Origin of the sequence: Clavibacter vidaverae, from assembly GCF_047529985.1 — a bacterium.
In the GTDB taxonomy this organism is placed as follows: domain Bacteria; phylum Actinomycetota; class Actinomycetes; order Actinomycetales; family Microbacteriaceae; genus Clavibacter; species Clavibacter nebraskensis_A.
Map to the genome: position 1 here is coordinate 1434266 of NZ_JBLJAM010000001.1, position 16976 is coordinate 1451241.

The window sequence follows — 16976 nt, forward strand, 5'->3', positions numbered from 1 at the left end:
GGCGACCCGACGGGTCAGCGGTCCGCGGGGAGCTGCCACGGCACGGGCAGCAGGCCGCGGAGGTCCGCCCGGAGGCCGGACGCGCGCACGGCGCCCGCCTCGACGCCCGCGTCCCAGGTCGTGCCGCCCGTGGCAAGCGCGATCCAGGTGGCCGGGTCGGTCTCGATGACGTTCGGCGGCGTGCCGCGCGTGTGCCCCGGGCCCTCGATGCACTGGACGGCGCCGAACGGCGGCACGCGCACCTCGACGGTGCCGCCGGGTGCGAGATCCGCCAGCGACTGCAGCAGGAAGCGCACAGCCGTGGCCCGCGTCTCGCGGTCGGCGTCGGCGCCCTGGGCGAGCGCGGCGCGCACGGCGGGCTGTCCGACGGTGGGGTGGATGCGCGCCTTGGCCATCGTCCCAGGATGCCAGAGCGCGCGGCGCCCGGGCTCCGGACGGCGGCCGCGCACCCCTCCTACTGGGGCGTCCCGCACGGTCCGCCATTAGGGGGACATCCATTACCGTGTATGGAAGTGCCCGGCGGTGACACGACCCGCCAGGCACGACATGACGTCCTCCCTCCCGTCGCCTCCCCCGGCGCCGGGAGGGTCGGGACGACACGCCTGCCGGCGGACCCGAAGAACGCCGGACGAGGCAGGGAGCCGACCCACCCCGTTCCCGCGGAGGGTCGGCCTCCCGCCCTCCTCGCCCCCTCCCCGGGCGCGGCAGCGGCATGCCCATGGGGCCGTCCCCGGTGCCCGGAGCGGCGGGGCCCGCGTCGATAGGGTGGGGGCGTGAAGATCCTGGTACTCGGTTCCGGTGCGCGCGAGCACGCCATCGTCACGGCTCTGCTCCGGGAGGACGCCGGGCACGACATCGTCGCCGCCCCCGGCAACGCGGGTATCGCGGGCGCGGTCCCCGTCGTCGCGATGGACATCGACGACCCGGTCGTGGTCGCCGAGCACGCGCTCGCGGAGGGCTTCGAGCTGGTCGTCGTGGGACCCGAGGCGCCGCTCGTCGCCGGGGTCGCGGACGCGCTCCGCACGCGCGGCATCCCGGTGTTCGGCCCGGGCCGCGCGGCCGCCGCGCTCGAGGGATCCAAGACCTTCGCCAAGCGCATCATGGAGGAGGCGGGCGTGCCCACCGGCCGCGCCGCCCAGGCCGGCACGGTCGACGAGGTCGAGGCGGCGCTCGACGAGTACGGCGCCCCCTACGTCATCAAGGCCGACGGGCTCGCCGCGGGCAAGGGCGTGCTCGTCACCGCCGACCGCTCCCTGGCCCTCGAGCACGCGCGCCACTACCTCGGCCAGGGCACCGTGCTCGTCGAGGAGTTCCTCGCCGGGCAGGAGGTGTCGCTGTTCCTCCTCTCCGACGGTCACGACGTCCTCCCCCTCTCCCCCGCGCAGGACTACAAGCGCCTGGGCGACGGCGACGCGGGGCCGAACACCGGCGGCATGGGCGCCTACTCGCCGCTGCCGTGGCTGCCCGCGGGCTTCGTCGACGAGGTCATCGACACCATCGCGCTGCCCACCGTGCGGAAGCTCGCCGAGGAGCAGACGCCCTTCATCGGGCTGCTGTACTGCGGCCTCATCCTCACCGCCGACGGCATCCGGGTCATCGAGTTCAACGCGCGGTTCGGGGATCCGGAGACGCAGGTCGTGCTGCCGCGCCTCGTCACCCCGCTGTCGCAGCTGCTGCTGGCCGCCGCGTCCGGCGAGCTCGGCGGGATGCCGCGCCCGGAGTTCTCGGACGACGTCGCGGTCACCGTGGTCGTCGCGAGCGAGGGGTACCCGGAGTCGCCGCGCACGGGCCGCGTGATCACGGGCCTCGAGGAGGCCGAGAGCGTCCCCGGCGTGAGCATCGCGCACGCGGCCACCGCCCGGTCGGACGCCGGACTCGTCGCCACGGGCGGTCGCGTGCTCAGCGTCGTCGCCACGGGGGCCGGCTTCCCGGAGGCGCGGTCGCGGGTCTACGAGGCCGTGGACCGGATAGGGCTCGACGGGTCGCAGCACCGCACCGACATCGCCGCGCAGGTGATCCGATGAGCGCCGCCGTCCCCGCCGGGCACGCCGCCGAGTGGGACCTGCCGGGCTGGGAGCACGCGTACTCGGGCAAGGTGCGGGAGCTGTTCAGCCCCGCGATCGACGACACCGAGGATCGCGCGCTCGAGGGCGAGCCGCACGTGCTCGTCGTCGCGACCGACCGCGTGAGCGCCTACGACTTCGCGCTCGAGCCGGGCATCCCCGGCAAGGGCGAGCTGCTCACGCATCTGAGCCTGTGGTGGTTCGACCGGCTCGACGTGCCGAACCACCTGGTCGACCGGGCGACCCTCGACCGCATCGGCATCCCCGACCAGGTGCGCGGGCGCGCCATGCTCTGCCGGGTGCTCGAGATGCTGCCCATCGAGTGCGTCGTGCGCGGGTACCTGGCCGGATCCGGCTGGGAGGAGTACTGCGAGCACGGCACCGTGTGCGGCATCCCGCTCCCCGCGGGGCTCCAGCAGGGCGACCGGCTGCCCGAGCCGATCTACACGCCCGCCTGGAAGGCGCCGCAGGGCGAGCACGACGAGAACATCACCTTCGCGCGCACCGAGGAGCTCGTGGGGCACGAGGAGGCGGCTCGCCTGCGCGACCTCTCGCTCGACGTCTACCGCCGGGCGTCGGCCATCGCCGAGGAGCGCGGCGTGATCCTCGCGGACACCAAGTTCGAGTTCGGCATCGACCCGCGCACGGGCATCACGACGCTGGCGGACGAGGTGCTCACGAGCGACTCGTCGAGGTACTGGGACGCCGAGGCGTACGCGACGGGCAACCGCACGGACAGCTTCGACAAGCAGATCGTGCGGGACTGGCTCGCGGCGAACTGGGATCGCACGGGCACGCCGCCGGTGCTGCCGCCCGAGATCGTCGAGCGGACGGCCGAGCGGTACCGCGAGCTGATCGCGCGACTCACCGGGGAGTAGGGCCGGCGGCGGACGGCGGATCGTCGCCCGCTGCCCGGCGCTCGCTAGAGGTGGTCGTAGCCGCGCACGACGCGGTCGATCGCGACCTCGGCGACGTCGCGGGCGTCCTCGTCGGGGAGCGCGTCGAGGGCCCCCTCGATGTCCTGGCCGCCCATGCGGAGGACGGCGAGGCGCTCGAACTCCTCGACCGCCTCGGGGGCGGGCTGTTCGGATCGCTCGGGTGCGGATGCCGTCGGCTCGTCGGCGTGCTGGTCGGTGCGCTCGTCCATGTTGGGTCCCCTCGGTCGTCCGTGGTCGGTGCGGATCGCGCCCCGGCCCTGCCGTCAGGGTCCCACACCCGCGTGGCCGGGGGATCCGTGGAGACCAGGGTGCCACGATGCGGCGCCGCGCCGCGCGTCGGGATCCACCGGACGGCACCGCGGGGGCACGAGCCGGGCCCGTCTACCGTGCAGGATCTCCGCGCCGGGGCAGCCGGCCGCGGACGCTTGTAGGTTCGGAGGAGGACCGGGCCGCACCCGGTCGACCCCTCGACGAACTGGCGCCCCTCCACGTGACATCCGCTCCCCCGCCCGGCTCCCCCCTCGACGCGACCGCACCCGCGCGCGTCCGACTCGCATCCGGGGCGGTCCCGCCGGGCGAGGACGCCGCCGGGCCCGCGGTCGCGCGCGTCCGGGACGCGCTCGCGGCGACGCCCGCCGGGCCGGGCTGGTCGACGGAGCGGGCGCTCGCCCTCGCGGTGGAGCTCGGCGACGGCGGGGCACGACCGGGCGGCGGCGGCACGACCGACCTGTGGGAGGCCCTGGCGACGCTCGCCGCCGCCGACCTCGGGCTCGCGCGCGCGGTCGAACCGCACCTCGACGCGCTCGCCATCCTCGACCAGGAGCGCGCCGCCTCAGGCGCCGCTCCCGCATCCGTCGCTCCCGCGGGCGACGCGGCTCCGACGTGGGGCGTGTTCGCGGCGGAGGGCGGCGGGGATCCGCTCACCGCCGTCGACGGATCCGACGGGGTGCTGCTCACCGGCACGAAGCCGTGGTGCTCGCTCGCCGGGTCGCTGACGCACGCGCTCATCACGGCCGCCGTCGCCGACGGATCGCGCGGCCTCTTCGCGGTGGACCTGCGCCAGCCGGGCGTCGAGGTCGTGCCCGGCGCCTGGGTCGCCCGCGGGCTGACGGAGGTGCCGAGCGGACCGCTGCGCCTGCGCGACGTGCCGGCGCGGCGCGTCGGGGCGCCCGGCTGGTACCTGGAGCGGCCCGGCTTCCACTGGGGCGGGATCGGCGTCGCCGCCTGCTGGTACGGCGGCGCCGTCGGGCTGGCGCGCACGCTGCTGCGCGCGGCGTCCCGCGAGGGGGCCGACCGCCTCCTCCTCATGCACCTGGGCGCCGTGGACGCGGCGCTCGACGGCGCCCGGGCGTCGCTCGCCGAGGCCGCGGCGCTCGTCGACGCCGGACGCGCCGAGGGCGACGCGGGGCGGCTGCTCGCGAAGCGCGTGCGCGCCGTCGTCGCGCGGGCCGTGGAGGAGACGCTGACGCACGTCGCGCACGCCCTCGGGCCGGCGCCGCTCGCGCAGGACGCGGATCACGCCAAGCGCGTCGCCGACCTCGAGCTCTACGTGCGGCAGCACCACGCCGAGCGCGACGACGCCTCGCTCGGCGGGGCGCTCGCGGAGGAGGCGCGGCGGCGGGCGGCGGAGGCTGCGGCCCCGGCTGCGGCTCCGGCTCCGGCTCCGGTCGCGAGCGCGCCGGCTGCGGATGTCGCGGATGCCGCGGATGTCGCGGCGAGCGTGGCCTTCGACGCGCGCGAGCCGGGGAACGACGCGGACGCCTGGCCCGCGGATCCGCGCTGGGATGCCATGCCCGCCCCCGACCTCGACGGGATGGCCGCGCTCGTCGTCGTCTCCGCGCACGCCGACGACGAGTCCATCGGCGCCGCCGGGCTGATGACGACGGCGGCCGCGCGCGGCGTGCCGGTGACCCTCGTGATCGTGACGGACGGGGCCGCCTCGCACCCCGGATCCCCCACCCGCACGCCCGCCGACCTCGTGGCGCTCCGCCGCGACGAGGCCCGGGCCGCGCTCGACGCCGTCGCGCCCGACGCCCGGCTCGTGCTCCTCGGCCACCCCGACGGCGGCGTCCGCGAGCGCCGCGACGCCGTGCGCGACGACCTGGCCGCGCTCCTCGACGGGTCCGCGCCGGGCACCTGGGTCGCGGCGCCGTGGCGCGGCGACGGGCACCGCGACCACCGCGTCACGGGCGAGGTCGTCGCCGAGCTGGTGGCGGCGGACGGGGGCGAGCGCGGGATCCGGCTCGTCGAGTACCCCGTGTGGATGTGGCACTGGGCCGCGCCCGACGACCCGCGCGTGCCCTGGTCCGCGATGCGCGCGCTGCCCCTCGACGCGCGGACGCGTGAGGCGAAGCGCGCCGCCATCCGCGCGCACGCCAGCCAGGTGGAGCCGCTCTCGGACGACCCCGCCGACCGCGCGGTGCTCCAGCCCGGCTTCCTGCGGCACGCGGACGCCGACCGGGAGGTGCTGATCCTCGCGGAGGAGCCCGCCGCGCCCGCCACCGCCGCCGAGCGCTTCGACGCCGCGTACGCCCGCCACGAGGACCCGTGGCGCGTCACGACCCGCTGGTACGAGCGCCGCAAGCGCCTCGCCACGCTCGCCGCCCTGCCCGACGAGCGCTACGGCCGGGCGCTCGAGATCGGCTGCTCCATCGGCGTGACGACCGCGGGCCTCGCCGAGCGCGTGGACGAGCTGCTCGCGGTGGACGTCGCGCCGACCGCGGTGGAGCGCGCCCGCGCCCGGCTGGCCGATGCCCCGCACGTGCGCGTCGAGGTGCGCGACGTCGGCGCCGACTGGCCCGCGGGCGCCTTCGACCTCGTCGTCATGAGCGAGGTCGGCTACTACCTCGACGACGCCGCCTTCGACCGGGTCCTCGCGGCGCTGCCCGACGCGCTCGGCGCCGCGGGCACCCTCGTCGCGTGCCACTGGCGGCACCCGGAGGGCGACTTCCGGAGGTCGGGCGACGAGGTGCACGCGCGGCTCGCGGCCGTCCCCGGGCTGCACCGCCTCATGCGGCACGAGGAGGACGACTTCGTGCTCGAGGTGCTGTCCGCGGATCCGCGCTCGGTCGCGACGCGCACGGGGCTCCGGTGACGGGGGACGCGGCCGGCGCGTCCGCGGCCTGCGCCGTGGAGCCGGCGACGCGGATCCGCGCGGTCGCCGTCGTCATCCCCGCGCGCGACGAGGAGGCGCTGGTCGGCCGGTGCCTCGCGTCGGTCGAGCTCGCCGCGGCCCGGGCGCGCGCCGCGGGGATCGGCGTGCGCGTGATCCTCGTGGCCGACGACTGCCACGACGGCACGGCCGACATCGCGCGGGCCGCGGGCGTCGAGGTCATCGAGAGCGCGGCCGGCCGGGTCGGCGCCGCGCGCGCCCGCGGGGTCGACGCCGCCCTCGCGGGCTGGGACGGGCCGGACGACGAGCTCTGGATCGCCTGCACCGACGCGGACTCCAAGGTGCCGCCCGCGTGGATCACGAGCCAGCTCGAGCTCGCCGACGCCGGGGCGGACGTGGTCGTCGGAACCGTCCGGCCCGAGCTCCAGGACCTCAGCCCGGAGCAGGTCGCCGCTTGGTGCGCCACGCGCGTGCCCGGGGAGGCGAACGGGCACGTGCACGGCGCGAACCTCGGCGTGCGCGCCGACGCCTACCTCGCGGCCGGCGGGTTCCCGGCGGTCGCGGAGCACGAGGACGTGGACCTGGTCGCCCGGATGCGCACCCGCGGGGCGAGCGTCACGTCGTCCGCGGCGGGCGAGGTGCTCACGTCCAGCCGCCGCGAGGGCCGGACGCCCGGCGGCTACGCGGGCTACCTCCACGTCTCGCTGCTCGAGCGGGCCCGCGAGCGCGCCGAGGGCGGGCGCGGGCCCTGCGTCGCGGCGGGCTGACGCGGATCCGGATCACCGTCACGCCTCGGGCGCGCGCTCGCGATCCTCTCGCAGCGCCGCCCAGCGACGGTGTGCGAGGACGTGCAGGACGAGGGAGACCGCCGCGACGACCGCGAGCGCGCCCGCGAGGACCCAAAGGCCGGAGTCCACGATGATCCCCGCCGCCACCGCGCTGACCACGGCCGCGACCGCCAGCCCGACGCCCACCGCGCGGAGCCCGTTCGTCGGGCCCTCCCCCTGCCGCGCGACGGGACGCTCGGGAGCGCGCTCCCACGTCACGATGAAGAATGTCGCGATGGGTCCGAGGAGCAGGGAGACGAGGAACCAGGTCCACCTCGACCGGTTCTTCTGCTGGGCGAGACCGGCGTTGACGAGCGCGAGGGCGAGCCAGCCCCAGGAGCCGATCCACTGCTGATCCGTGCCGTGATCCATGCCCCGACGCTAGTTCACGGGCGCCCGGCCCGGCTATTTCCCCACCTGCTCCGATACCCTCCCCCCATGCACAGAACCGCGCGGGAGCCCGCTCCCGACAGCCACAGTCCCGGCGCCCGGACGACCCCGGGCACGCCCCGCACCCTCCGCGCCACCGGCATCCGCTCGACCGCCACCCGCCCGACCGGCACCCGCTCGTGAACGGCGGCCTCGTCCTCAACATCGTCCTGGTCGTGGTGTTCGTCCTCATCGGCGGCGTGTTCGCCGCCACCGAGATGGCGCTCGTCACCCTCCGCGAGGGCCAGCTCAACGCCCTCGCCGCCCGCGGCCGCCGCGGCGAGAAGGTCGCAGCCCTCGCCCGGAACCCCAACACCTTCCTCGCGGCGGTGCAGATCGGCGTGACCGTCGCCGGGTTCGCGTCCGCCGCGTACGGCGCCTCGTCGATCGCGCCGTCCGTCGTCCCGCTGCTCGAGGCGTGGGGCCTAGAAGCGGGCATCGCGTCGACGATCGCGACCCTCGTGCTCACGCTGATGATCGCGTACCTCTCGCTCGTGCTCGGCGAGCTCGCGCCCAAGCGCCTCGCGATCCAGCGCAACGCGGGCTTCGCGTACGGCGTCGCGCCCGTGCTCAACGGCTTCGCGATCCTCATGCGCCCCGTGATCTGGCTGCTCTCCGCCTCGACGAACGTGGTCGTGCGCCTCCTCGGCGGCGACCCGCACAAGACCGGCGAGGAGATGACCGAGGAGGAGCTGCGCGACATCGTCTCCAGCCACGAGGGGCTCCCGGACGACGAGCGCCGGATCCTCGACGACGTGCTCTCCCTCCGCCACCGCCAGCTCAGCGAGGTGATGCGGCCGCGGCCCGAGATCGCCGCGCTCGACGGCATGGGCACGGTCCGCGACGCGGGGATCGACGTGCAGGACCGGCCGTACTCGCGCTACCCGGTGGTCGACAAGACCATCGACGACGTCATCGGATTCGTGCACGTGCGCGACCTGTACCAGGCGATCGCGGCGGATCCGGAGCGGCCCGTCTCCGAGATCCTCCGCCCGATCCCCTACCTCCCGGCGACCGCGCGCGTGCTCCCGACGCTCACGATGATGCGCGCCGAGGGCCACCAGATCGCCGTGATCGTGGACGAGTACGGCGGCACCGACGGCATCGTCACGCTCGAGGACCTCGTGGAGGAGGTCGTGGGCGAGATCTTCGACGAGTACGACACCGACTCCGCCGCGCGCGACCTCGCGGAGGACGGCGGCACGATCGACGGCCGCCTCAACTTCCAGGACTTCGAGGAGGCCACGGGCGTGAAGCTGCCCGACTCGGCGTCCGACACGGTGGCGGGCTTCGTCATCGAGAACCTCGGCCGGCTCGCGCAGGTCGGCGACTCGGTCGAGGTCGACGGGGTGACGCTGCAGGTCACCGCGCTCGACCGGCGGCGGATCTCGGAGATCCTCGTGATCCCGCGGGAGGAACCGGCGGATCCGGACGCGGAGGACGCGGAGGACACAGAGCGCGCCCCGGCCTAGGCGCGGACGCGACGGCCGGCTGGCGCACGCGGGTCAGGGCAGCGGGATCACCCGGTCCGGCACCGTGCGCCCGCCGACCTCGGCGAGCCCGTCGGCGAGCAGGCGCGTCACGAGCTCGCTGCCGCGGCCCTGCGTGATGCGGAGGTCGCGGCCGAGGTGCGCGGTGACGCGGAGGGCGGCGGATCCGGTCGCCTCGTCCTCCGCGATGCCGAGCGCGGGAGCGCCCATGCGCGCGCGGATCCAGCCGGCCGCCTCGTCGATCCACGCCCACGCGTACAGGTGGCCGGCGTCGGCCTCCGCGACCGCCGCCGCGAGGTCGAGCGCGAGGAGCTCCGCGACGGACGCCATCGGCAGCCACGCGAAGGCGGGCGCCCATGCGGGATCCGCCGTGACGCGCACGACGCCCGGCGCGCGCGCGGCGCGCACCGTGCCCGCGGGCACGCGCAGGTGGTCGACCGCGACGCCGCGCGATGCCAGCCACCAGGCGGTGCCGACGGTCGGGTGCCCGGCGAAGGGCAGCTCGCGCGCCGGCGTGAGGATGCGGATCGAGGCCCCGAGCGGATCCGCACCCGGCGCGTCCACCGCGTCCACGAACACCGTCTCGCTGAAGCCGAGCGCGCTCGCGATCGCGGCCTCCCGGCCGTCGGTGCGCGGCGACGCGAGCACGATCCCGAGCTCGTTCCCGTGGCGTCCGTCCGCGTCCGCGAACACCCGCACCACGTGCACCTCGTCCGGCCGCACGCCGTCGAGCGCGACGACCGGACGCTCCGTCACAGCTTGGCGTAGCGCGCGCGGGCGCCGCAGTACAGGCCGTAGGCGACGAGGCCGAGGCCCGTGATCGCGAGCACGGCGACGCCCGCGGGCAGCCCGGCGAGCGCTTGCAGCGCCCCGTCGAGCCCGGTGGCGCGGCTCGGGTCGGCCGTCACGGCGCCGACGACGAACAGCACGCCCACCGCCACGAGGGCGACGCCCTTGGCGACGTAGCCGGCGACGCCGAGCGCGGTGATCCCCCGCCCGAGCGATCCTGACGGCACGGAGATGTCCTCACGGAAGCGCTTCGTCGCGCCCTTGAACCCGAAGTAGACGCCGACCGCGACGACGGCGAGGCCCAGGACCACGAGCAGCCCGACGCCGCCGGGCGCCGCGAGGAGCCGGGCGCTGAGCGACTGGGTCTGCTCGGACGAGTCGCTGGATCCGCCCGTCGCGAAGCGCAGCGCCGTGAACGCGATGGCGAGGTAGGCGACGGCCTTGCCGAGCTCCTTCGCGCGCGCTGCCCAGGTGCGCTTCGCGTCCTCGCCGCGCGCGAGCACGGTCTCGACGAGCTGCCACAGGCCGAGCCCGATCAGGCCGACCACGACGATCCAGAGGAGCACGCGGCCGCCGGGCGATCCCGCGATCGAGCCGAGCGCGCCGGACTGGTCGGCCTCGCCCCCGCCGCCGCCCGTGGCGAGGCGGAACGCGATCACGCCGATGAGGAGGTGCAGCAGGCCGTTGACCGCATGCCCGAGACGGGCCGCGACCGCGAAGCCGGGCTTGCGCTGGAGGCTCGACGCGGCGCCGGTGGCGCTCATCGGTCGGCGCGGGTGGTCGTGGCGGGGGCCGACGAGCGGCCCGTGACGAGCGACGTCAGGCCGCGGACGCCGCGCTTCGCGGGCGGCGCATGCGGGTGGGCCGGGGGCGACTCGGGCGACGGCTCCTCCTCGTCGGGCTCCATGACGATCTTCCAGGCGGTCCAGGCGACGGCCGTGAGCGGCACCGAGAGGATCGCGCCGATGATGCCGCCGAGGATCGTGCCGGCCGTCAGCGCCAGCAGCACGACGAGGCCGTGCAGCTTGAGCGCGTTGCCCAGCACGACCGGCTGGAGCAGGTTGCCCTCGAGCTGGTTCACGGCGACCACGATGATGATCACGATGACGGCGGTGCCGAGGTCGTTGGTCACGAGCGCGACGAGCGCCGCGAGGATGCCCGCGACGGTGGCGCCGACGATCGGCACGAACGCGCCGATGAACACGATGAGCGACAGCGGCAGCGCGAGCGGTACGCCGAGGATGAACAGGCCCGCGCCGATGAAGACGGTGTCGACGAGCGCGACCGTCGCCGTGCCGCGGATGTAGCCGCCGAGCACCTTGGAGCCCTCGTGGCCCACGCGCACGGCGCGCTTCCGACCGCGGCCGCGGAACGGGCGGATGAGGAAGGACCAGATCTGCGGCCCGTCCTTGACGAAGAAGAAGAACACGACGAGCCCGAGCACCGCGCCCGTGACGACCTCGGCCGCGGCGGAGACGCCCGCGATGGCGCCGGATCCGAACTGGCTGCTGGTGAGGAAGTCGACGGCCGACTGGCGGAGCGAGTCGATCTGCGCCGAGTCGATGGGCAGCCCGCCCTCCTCGACGGTCGACTGCAGCTTGTCGATGCCCTCGCTGGTGGCCTTCACGAGCGTCGGCCACTGGCTCTGCACGCCGAAGACGACGAGCGTGATCGCGCCGCCGAACAGCACGAGGCCCGTGAGGAGCGCGATGGCGGCGGCGAGCGCGTCGGGGACGCCGCGGCGCTCCATCCACAGGACGAGCGGGCGCACGGCGCACGCGAGGATCAGCGCGATGATCACCGGGATCACGACGAGCTTGAGCGAGACGGCGGCGTACACGATCGCGACGGCGACCACGAGGACCGCCAGGATCTGCACGCAGCGGATGGAGAGGCGGCCGAGCTTGTCCTGCCAGACGGACTGCGGGGTGGTCATGCCGTCAACCCTACGGGCGCGAGCGCCGCGCGACCGGGCCGCGGTCGGGCCCGGCCAGGCGCCCGACCGGCCGATACCCTCGACCCATGGGACCCCGCCTCTCCGTCGTCCGCGAGGGCGCGCTCGACGTCGCCGCGCACACCTCCATCGCGGCGCTCCTCGCGCTCGCCTTCCCCGACTTCCGCGAGGGCTACGCGGGCGCGCGCAGCTGGGCGGGCGCGCAGCCCGAGCTGCGGATCCTCGTGCACGACGGAGACGAGCTCGTGGCGCACGCGGGGATCCGGCGCATGTTCGTGGAGGTGGGCGACGGCCGGGGCGACCCGGCGGACGACCTGCTCGTGGGATCCACCGGCATGGTCGCCGTGCACCCGGGTCGGCAGGGGCAGGGCATCGGCACGCTGCTCGCCGACGGGATCCGCGGTGCCCTCGCCCGCCTGGCCGTCCCGTTCGGCCTGCTCGAGACCAGCGACGAGACGGCGGGCTACTACACGCGTCACGGCTGGCTGCCGCTCGACGGCCGCGTCGGCCACTACAACGGCTTCACGCTCCGCGGCGCCGCGGAGGTCGTGCACCAGGACCACGGCTGGCTGATGCTGCCGGTCACCGCGCCCGCCGACGCGTTCCCCGCGGGCGACGTGCACGTGAACGGGCAGCTGGTGTGAGCGCGCCCGCCGCCGTCATCCGACGCGTGCGCCCCGAGGACTGGCGCGAGTACCGCACCCTCCGCCTCGAGATGCTCGAGGACACCCCGCTCGCGTACCTCGAGACCCTCGAGCACGCGCTCGCCCAGCCCGACGCCGACTGGCAGGCCCGCACGCTGCGCTCCGCGCGCCCCGGCAACACGGCCTACGCCGCGGTGGATCCCACGACCGGCCGTTGGCTCGGCGCCATGAACGCCTACGTCGGCACCGACCCCAGCCGCGTGATGCTCGTGAGCGTCTACATCACGCCGGACGCCCGGGGCCGCGCCGCGGGCGTCACCGACATGCTCCTCGACGCCGTGGTCGCCTGGGCCCGCGACCGCCCGGGCGCCCGCGCCCTCCGCCTCGAGGTGCACGAGGACAACCCGCGCGCCCGCGCCTACTACGAGCGCCGCGGCTTCGTCCTCACGGGCCGCAGCGTGCCGTACGCGCTCGACCGCTCGCAGAAGGACCTGGAGATGGAGCTGCCGCTCGTCTGAGGTCCCGCCCGGACGCGATGACGCCCGCCCCCTCACCGAGGGGACGGGCGTCGTGTCGTTCGATCAGCGGATCACCGCCGCGGCTCAGTGGGCCGCGACGGAGACCTCCTCGGCGTCGCGCGTCGGGCCGGGGGTGGCCTCGGCGACGGGCGCGGATCCGGCCAGCGGCGGCAGGCCCGCGGCGACGGCGGCACCGAGCCAGGCGTCCACGTTGGTCCAGTACTGGATGACGCGGGCGCGGAGCTCGGCCGTGGTGACCTTGCTCACGTGGCCGACGATGTTGCCGACGAGACGCTCGCGCTGGGCGTCGTCCATCGACTCGTTGACGAGCATGCGCGCCTGGACGAAGTCGTCGTCCTCCGCGTGCAGCGTGGCGGCCGAGCGGACGAGCTCGCCGTCCTGCTCCCAGCCGGCGCTCTCCGCGGCGCGGGCGGGGTCGGCGTGCGCGCCGCCGTGCGAGTTGGGCGCGTAGACGGGCGTGCCGGCGTCCTGGAACGTGTAACGCCCCTGGCCGTCCTTCGAGTAGCTGTGCACGGGCGACTTCGGCGCGTTCACCGGCAGCTGCGCGTGGTTCGTGCCCACGCGGTAGCGGTGCGCGTCGGCGTAGCTGAAGATGCGCGCGAGGAGCATCTTGTCGGGGCTGGCCTGGATCCCGGGCACGAAGTTCGAGGGCGCGAACGCGGCCTGCTCGATCTGCGCGAAGTAGTTCTCCGGGTTGCGGTTCAGGGTCATGGTGCCGACCTCGATGCGCGGGTAGTCCTTCTGCGACCAGACCTTGGTGAGGTCGAACGGGTTGAAGCGGTACGACTTGGCGTCCTCGTAGGGCATGATCTGCACCTCGAGCTTCCACTCCGGGTAGTCGCCGCGGTCGATGGCCTCGGTGAGGTCGCGGATGTGGAAGTCGGCGTCCTCGCCCGCGATCTGGTCGGCCTGCTCCTGCTTCAGGATCTCGATGCCCTGCTGCGTCTTGAAGTGGTACTTCACCCAGAAGCGCTCGCCGGCCGCGTTGATCCACTGGTAGGTGTGCGAGCCGAAGCCGTCCATGTGGCGCCACGAGGAGGGCAGGCCACGGTCGCCCATGAGCCAGGTGACCTGGTGGGCGGACTCGGGCGAGAGCGTCCAGAAGTCCCACTGCATGTCGTGGTCGCGCAGGTGCGAGCCCGGCAGGCGCTTCTGCGAGCGGATGAAGTCGGGGAACTTGATCCCGTCGCGGATGAAGAAGACGGGGGTGTTGTTGCCGACGAGGTCGTAGTTGCCCTCGTCCGTGTAGAACTTCAGCGCGAAGCCGCGGGGGTCGCGCCACGTGTCGGGGCTGCCCTGCTCACCGGCGACGGTGGAGAAGCGCGCGAGCATCTCGACCTCGGCGCCGGGCTGGAAAAGGGAGGCGCGGGTGTAGGCGCTCACGTCGTTGGTGACGCGGAAGGTGCCGAACGCTCCGCCGCCCTTGGCGTGGACGACGCGCTCCGGGATGCGCTCGCGGTTGAACTGCGCGAGCTTCTCGACGAGGTAGTGGTCGTGCAGCGGGATGGCGCCGTCGGGTCCGACGGACAGCGAGTGCTGGTCGCTGGCGACCGGGGCTCCGGAGTCGGTGGTCGTGTACTTCTGGTCGGTCATGGTGTTTCTCCTGTCAGCGGTGGAACGGGGAGGTGCTGGCTCGGGTCGTCCGGACGTGGGGCGGCCGGTGGCGACGGTCAGGTCGCGACGGTTTCACCGGGATCCGCGGCTGCGGTCCGGCAGGCGGGGCACAGGCCCCAGTACGTCACCTCGGCGCTCGCCACGAGGAACCCCGCCGAGTCGGACGGCATGAGGCAGGGGGACTCCCCCACCGCGCAGTCCACGTCGACGATCGTCCTGCACGACGTGCAGACGAGGTGATGATGATTGTCACCCGTCCGCCGCTCGTACCGCGCGGATGATCCCGCGGGTTCGATGCGGCGCACGAGACCCGCGGCCGCGAGCGCGCCGAGCACGCCGTAGACCGCCTGGATGCTCGTGCCGGGCAGCTCGCCCTTGACCGCGCGGAGCACCTCGTCGGCGTCCGAGTGCGGCTGGGCGTCGACCGCCTCGAGGACGGCCACGCGCGGTCGGGTCACCCGCAGCCCCGCCTCCCGGAGCGCGGCGCGCAGGGCGTCGGCGTCGAGGGGCGGCGCGTGGTGGTGCGCGTGGTCGGCGGGCATGCGGAGGAGTCAAGCACACTTCCCTTGAGCGATTCAAAACAAGTCGTGAACGCGGCGCGTCGCGACCGGGACCGTGCCTAGGCTCGACAGGCGGCCCATCCGGCCGCGGGAGATCGGAGCACCGCATGAAGCACATCCACACCGGCACGGGCCTCGACGTCGGCCGCATCGGCCTCGGCTGCATGGGCATGAGCGCCTTCTACGACGGCGCCGGGCAGGACGAGGCGGAGTCGATCCGCACCCTCCGCCGCGCCGTCGACCAGGGCGTCACGCTCTTCGACACCGCCGAGGCGTACGGGCCGTTCACGAACGAGCGCCTCGTCGGATCCGCGCTCAAGGACCGCCGCGACGACGTCGTCATCGCCACCAAGTTCGGCCTGCTGAAGCACGCGCCGGGCAAGGACGCCGAGGACTACGAGCGCGGCATGGACAGCTCGCCCACGAGCATCCGCATCGCCGTCGAGGCCTCGCTGCAGCGCCTCGGGACCGACCGCATCGACGTGCTCTACCAGCACCGCGTCGACCCGGCCGTGCCCATCGAGGAGACCGTCGGCGCGATGAAGGAGCTCGTCGAGGAGGGCAAGGTCCTGCACCTGGGGCTCTCCGAGGCCGGGCCCGACACGATCCGCCGCGCGCACGCCGTGCACCCCATCTCGGTGCTGCAGAGCGAGTACTCCATCTGGACGCGCGACCCCGAGGCCGGCGTGCTCGAGGTGCTCCGCGAGCTCGGCATCGGCCTCGTGGCGTACTCGCCGCTCGGCCGCGGCTTCCTCACCGGCGCGATCTCGAGCGCCGCCGACCTCTCCGCGGCCGACTACCGCTCGTCCTCCCCGCGCTTCGCGGAGGAGGCGTTCGCGCAGAACATGCGCATCGTCGACGCCGTGAAGGACGTCGCGGGCGAGCTCGACGCGACGCCCGCCCAGGTCGCGCTCGCGTGGATCCTGGCGCAGGGCGACGACATCGCCGTGATCCCCGGCACCAAGCGCGTCGCGCGCCTCGACGAGAACGTGGCCGCGGACGCCGTCACGCTCTCCGCCGACCAGCTCGCGCGCCTCTCGTCGCTGCCCACCCCGGTCGGCGACCGCTACGCGGACATGGGTCCCGTCGGGCGCTGATCCCGACGCACGCCCGCGGGCCCGGTCGCCTCGGCGGCCGGGCCCGCGTCGTCTCGCGAGGATCAGCGGGAGGTCACGCCTGCTGCTCGAGCCCGCGACGCCGGTTCGCGAGCACGGGCAGCGTGCCGCGCGCGGTCTCGACGGCCGACGGGTCGACGTCCACGACGAGCAGCTCCTCCTCGCCGCCGAGGCGGTGCAGCACCTCGCCGAGCGGGGAGATCACGGCGCTGCGGCCGATGCCCGTCGGCGCGCCGCTCGCGGGGTCGTGGCCGCGGGATCCGGCCGGCAGCGTCGCCGGGTCGCCCTGGCCGACCGCGACCACGAATGTCGTGGAGTCGAGCGCGCGGGCGCGCAGCAGGAGGTCCCACTGGTCGGCCTTGCCGGGACCGGCGCCCCAGCTCGCGCAGACGATGCTCACGGCCGCGCCGCGGTCGGCGCCCGCGAGGAAGAGGGCCGGGAAGCGCACGTCGTAGCAGGTGGCGAGCGACGCGCGCGTGCCGCCGACCTCGATCACGGCCACGTCCTCGCCGGGATCCACGGCGTCGGACTCCCGGAACCCGAACGCGTCGAACAGGTGGATCTTGTCGTACGAGGAGGCGCCCTCGGCCGGCGCCCCCGCGGGCCGGGCCACCAGGAGCGTGTTGCGCACGCGGCCGTCGGCGCCGGGCGTGAACATGCCCGCCACGATCACGACGCCGAGCCGGTCGGCGATCGCCCGCACCCCCGAGGCCCACGGCCCGTCGAGCGGCTCCGCGATCTCCGGCAGCGGGTTCCCGAACGCGCGCTGCGCCGCCTCGGGGAACACCACGAACTCGGCGCCCTGCCGGGCCGCGTCCTCCGCGAAGCGCTCGATCCGTGCGAGGTTGTCCGCGGGATCCGGCGAGCTGATGATCTGGGCGAGCGCGATCTTCATGGTCCTC

General features: G+C 75.0%; 18 protein-coding genes. 9 read left to right on the forward strand and 9 right to left on the reverse strand.

Annotation, left to right across the window (positions count from 1 at the left end; translation table 11 throughout):
* Positions 1–14 precede the first annotated feature (14 nt).
* The gene (locus tag ACMT9T_RS06540) at positions 15–395 is read right to left on the reverse strand and encodes a sterol carrier family protein (protein ID WP_043674252.1); all 381 of its coding nucleotides are present in this window, start codon (positions 393–395) and stop codon (positions 15–17) included.
* 378 nt (positions 396–773) lie between these two features.
* On the opposite strand from ACMT9T_RS06540, the gene purD reads away from it, so the two are divergent.
* Positions 774–2024 (forward strand): phosphoribosylamine--glycine ligase, encoded by a 1251-nt coding sequence (purD, locus tag ACMT9T_RS06545; protein ID WP_414744780.1) that lies wholly within the window; start codon positions 774–776, stop codon positions 2022–2024.
* Complete coding sequence (locus ACMT9T_RS06550) at positions 2021–2941, forward strand: phosphoribosylaminoimidazolesuccinocarboxamide synthase (RefSeq protein WP_414744781.1); 921 nt, start codon at positions 2021–2023, stop codon at positions 2939–2941. The genes purD and ACMT9T_RS06550 overlap by 4 nt, the downstream gene beginning before the upstream one ends.
* A gap of 44 nt (positions 2942–2985) precedes the next feature.
* On the opposite strand, the gene ACMT9T_RS06555 is transcribed toward ACMT9T_RS06550, so the two are convergent.
* On the reverse strand, positions 2986–3210 hold the full coding sequence (locus ACMT9T_RS06555) for a hypothetical protein (protein ID WP_414744782.1): 225 nt from the start codon (positions 3208–3210) through the stop codon (positions 2986–2988).
* A 281-nt stretch (positions 3211–3491) separates the two neighbouring features.
* Between ACMT9T_RS06555 and ACMT9T_RS06560 the strand changes: the two genes are divergently transcribed.
* Entirely contained in the window at positions 3492–6095 is a 2604-nt protein-coding gene (locus ACMT9T_RS06560) for a PIG-L family deacetylase (protein WP_414744783.1), read from the forward strand.
* Positions 6092–6880, forward strand: coding sequence for a glycosyltransferase family 2 protein (locus tag ACMT9T_RS06565; RefSeq protein ID WP_414744784.1), 789 nt, complete (start codon positions 6092–6094; stop codon positions 6878–6880). The genes ACMT9T_RS06560 and ACMT9T_RS06565 overlap by 4 nt, the downstream gene beginning before the upstream one ends.
* An 18-nt stretch (positions 6881–6898) precedes the next feature.
* On the opposite strand, the gene ACMT9T_RS06570 is transcribed toward ACMT9T_RS06565, so the two are convergent.
* Positions 6899–7312, reverse strand: coding sequence for a hypothetical protein (locus ACMT9T_RS06570; RefSeq protein ID WP_414744785.1), 414 nt, complete (start codon positions 7310–7312; stop codon positions 6899–6901).
* 66 nt (positions 7313–7378) lie between these two features.
* On the opposite strand from ACMT9T_RS06570, the gene ACMT9T_RS06575 reads away from it, so the two are divergent.
* Together ACMT9T_RS06575 and ACMT9T_RS06580 are read left to right on the forward strand one after the other, a co-directional pair.
* The gene (locus ACMT9T_RS06575; protein WP_414744786.1) at positions 7379–7513 is read left to right on the forward strand and encodes a hypothetical protein; all 135 of its coding nucleotides are present in this window, start codon (positions 7379–7381) and stop codon (positions 7511–7513) included.
* Complete coding sequence (locus ACMT9T_RS06580; RefSeq protein WP_414744787.1) at positions 7510–8841, forward strand: hemolysin family protein; 1332 nt, start codon at positions 7510–7512, stop codon at positions 8839–8841. Before ACMT9T_RS06575 ends, ACMT9T_RS06580 begins: the two co-directional genes overlap by 4 nt.
* Positions 8842–8874: 33 nt before the next feature.
* On the opposite strand, the gene ACMT9T_RS06585 is transcribed toward ACMT9T_RS06580, so the two are convergent.
* The 3 genes from ACMT9T_RS06585 to ACMT9T_RS06595 are packed head-to-tail and all read right to left on the reverse strand — an operon-like array spanning position 8875 to position 11584.
* Positions 8875–9615 carry a PhzF family phenazine biosynthesis protein gene (locus tag ACMT9T_RS06585; protein ID WP_414744788.1) on the reverse strand — a complete coding sequence of 247 codons (741 nt, stop codon included), beginning with the start codon at positions 9613–9615 and terminating at the stop codon, positions 8875–8877.
* Positions 9612–10412, reverse strand: coding sequence for a DUF1206 domain-containing protein (locus ACMT9T_RS06590; protein ID WP_414744789.1), 801 nt, complete (start codon positions 10410–10412; stop codon positions 9612–9614). Before ACMT9T_RS06590 ends, ACMT9T_RS06585 begins: the two co-directional genes overlap by 4 nt.
* Positions 10409–11584 carry an AI-2E family transporter gene (locus ACMT9T_RS06595; RefSeq protein ID WP_414744790.1) on the reverse strand — a complete coding sequence of 392 codons (1176 nt, stop codon included), beginning with the start codon at positions 11582–11584 and terminating at the stop codon, positions 10409–10411. The genes ACMT9T_RS06590 and ACMT9T_RS06595 overlap by 4 nt, the downstream gene beginning before the upstream one ends.
* 86 nt (positions 11585–11670) lie before the next feature.
* Between ACMT9T_RS06595 and ACMT9T_RS06600 the strand changes: the two genes are divergently transcribed.
* Positions 11671–12246, forward strand: coding sequence for a GNAT family N-acetyltransferase (locus ACMT9T_RS06600; protein WP_414744791.1), 576 nt, complete (start codon positions 11671–11673; stop codon positions 12244–12246).
* Positions 12243–12764, forward strand: coding sequence for a GNAT family N-acetyltransferase (locus ACMT9T_RS06605; protein WP_414744792.1), 522 nt, complete (start codon positions 12243–12245; stop codon positions 12762–12764). The genes ACMT9T_RS06600 and ACMT9T_RS06605 overlap by 4 nt, the downstream gene beginning before the upstream one ends.
* A gap of 84 nt (positions 12765–12848) precedes the next feature.
* On the opposite strand, the gene ACMT9T_RS06610 is transcribed toward ACMT9T_RS06605, so the two are convergent.
* Both ACMT9T_RS06610 and ACMT9T_RS06615 read right to left on the reverse strand, forming a co-directional pair.
* On the reverse strand, positions 12849–14378 hold the full coding sequence (locus tag ACMT9T_RS06610; protein ID WP_414744793.1) for a catalase: 1530 nt from the start codon (positions 14376–14378) through the stop codon (positions 12849–12851).
* A gap of 77 nt (positions 14379–14455) precedes the next feature.
* Positions 14456–14941, reverse strand: a complete 486-nt coding sequence (locus ACMT9T_RS06615) for a Fur family transcriptional regulator (RefSeq protein ID WP_414744794.1) — start codon at positions 14939–14941, stop codon at positions 14456–14458.
* A 125-nt stretch (positions 14942–15066) separates the two neighbouring features.
* Between ACMT9T_RS06615 and ACMT9T_RS06620 the strand changes: the two genes are divergently transcribed.
* Positions 15067–16056 carry an aldo/keto reductase gene (locus ACMT9T_RS06620; RefSeq protein ID WP_414744795.1) on the forward strand — a complete coding sequence of 330 codons (990 nt, stop codon included), beginning with the start codon at positions 15067–15069 and terminating at the stop codon, positions 16054–16056.
* Positions 16057–16129: 73 nt separating this feature from the next.
* Here ACMT9T_RS06620 and ACMT9T_RS06625 read toward each other — a convergent pair whose 3' ends face one another.
* A complete protein-coding gene (locus tag ACMT9T_RS06625) occupies positions 16130–16969 on the reverse strand; it encodes a carbon-nitrogen hydrolase family protein (RefSeq protein ID WP_414744796.1) in 840 nt (279 codons plus the stop codon).
* Positions 16970–16976 lie beyond the last annotated feature (7 nt).

Bases quoted from the DNA above. Each gene is read 5' to 3' on its own strand.
- ACMT9T_RS06540 (WP_043674252.1), bottom strand. From the start codon at position 395: ATGGCCAAGGCGCGCATCCACCCCACCGTCGGACAGCCCGCCGTGCGC.
- ACMT9T_RS06550 (WP_414744781.1), top strand. From the start codon at position 2,021: ATGAGCGCCGCCGTCCCCGCCGGGCACGCCGCCGAGTGGGACCTGCCG.
- ACMT9T_RS06555 (WP_414744782.1), bottom strand. From the start codon at position 3,210: ATGGACGAGCGCACCGACCAGCACGCCGACGAGCCGACGGCATCCGCA.
- ACMT9T_RS06570 (WP_414744785.1), bottom strand. From the start codon at position 7,312: ATGGATCACGGCACGGATCAGCAGTGGATCGGCTCCTGGGGCTGGCTC.
- ACMT9T_RS06575 (WP_414744786.1), top strand. From the start codon at position 7,379: ATGCACAGAACCGCGCGGGAGCCCGCTCCCGACAGCCACAGTCCCGGC.
- ACMT9T_RS06590 (WP_414744789.1), bottom strand. From the start codon at position 10,412: ATGAGCGCCACCGGCGCCGCGTCGAGCCTCCAGCGCAAGCCCGGCTTC.
- ACMT9T_RS06595 (WP_414744790.1), bottom strand. From the start codon at position 11,584: ATGACCACCCCGCAGTCCGTCTGGCAGGACAAGCTCGGCCGCCTCTCC.
- ACMT9T_RS06600 (WP_414744791.1), top strand. From the start codon at position 11,671: ATGGGACCCCGCCTCTCCGTCGTCCGCGAGGGCGCGCTCGACGTCGCC.
- ACMT9T_RS06610 (WP_414744793.1), bottom strand. From the start codon at position 14,378: ATGACCGACCAGAAGTACACGACCACCGACTCCGGAGCCCCGGTCGCC.
- ACMT9T_RS06615 (WP_414744794.1), bottom strand. From the start codon at position 14,941: ATGCCCGCCGACCACGCGCACCACCACGCGCCGCCCCTCGACGCCGAC.
- ACMT9T_RS06620 (WP_414744795.1), top strand. From the start codon at position 15,067: ATGAAGCACATCCACACCGGCACGGGCCTCGACGTCGGCCGCATCGGC.
- ACMT9T_RS06625 (WP_414744796.1), bottom strand. From the start codon at position 16,969: ATGAAGATCGCGCTCGCCCAGATCATCAGCTCGCCGGATCCCGCGGAC.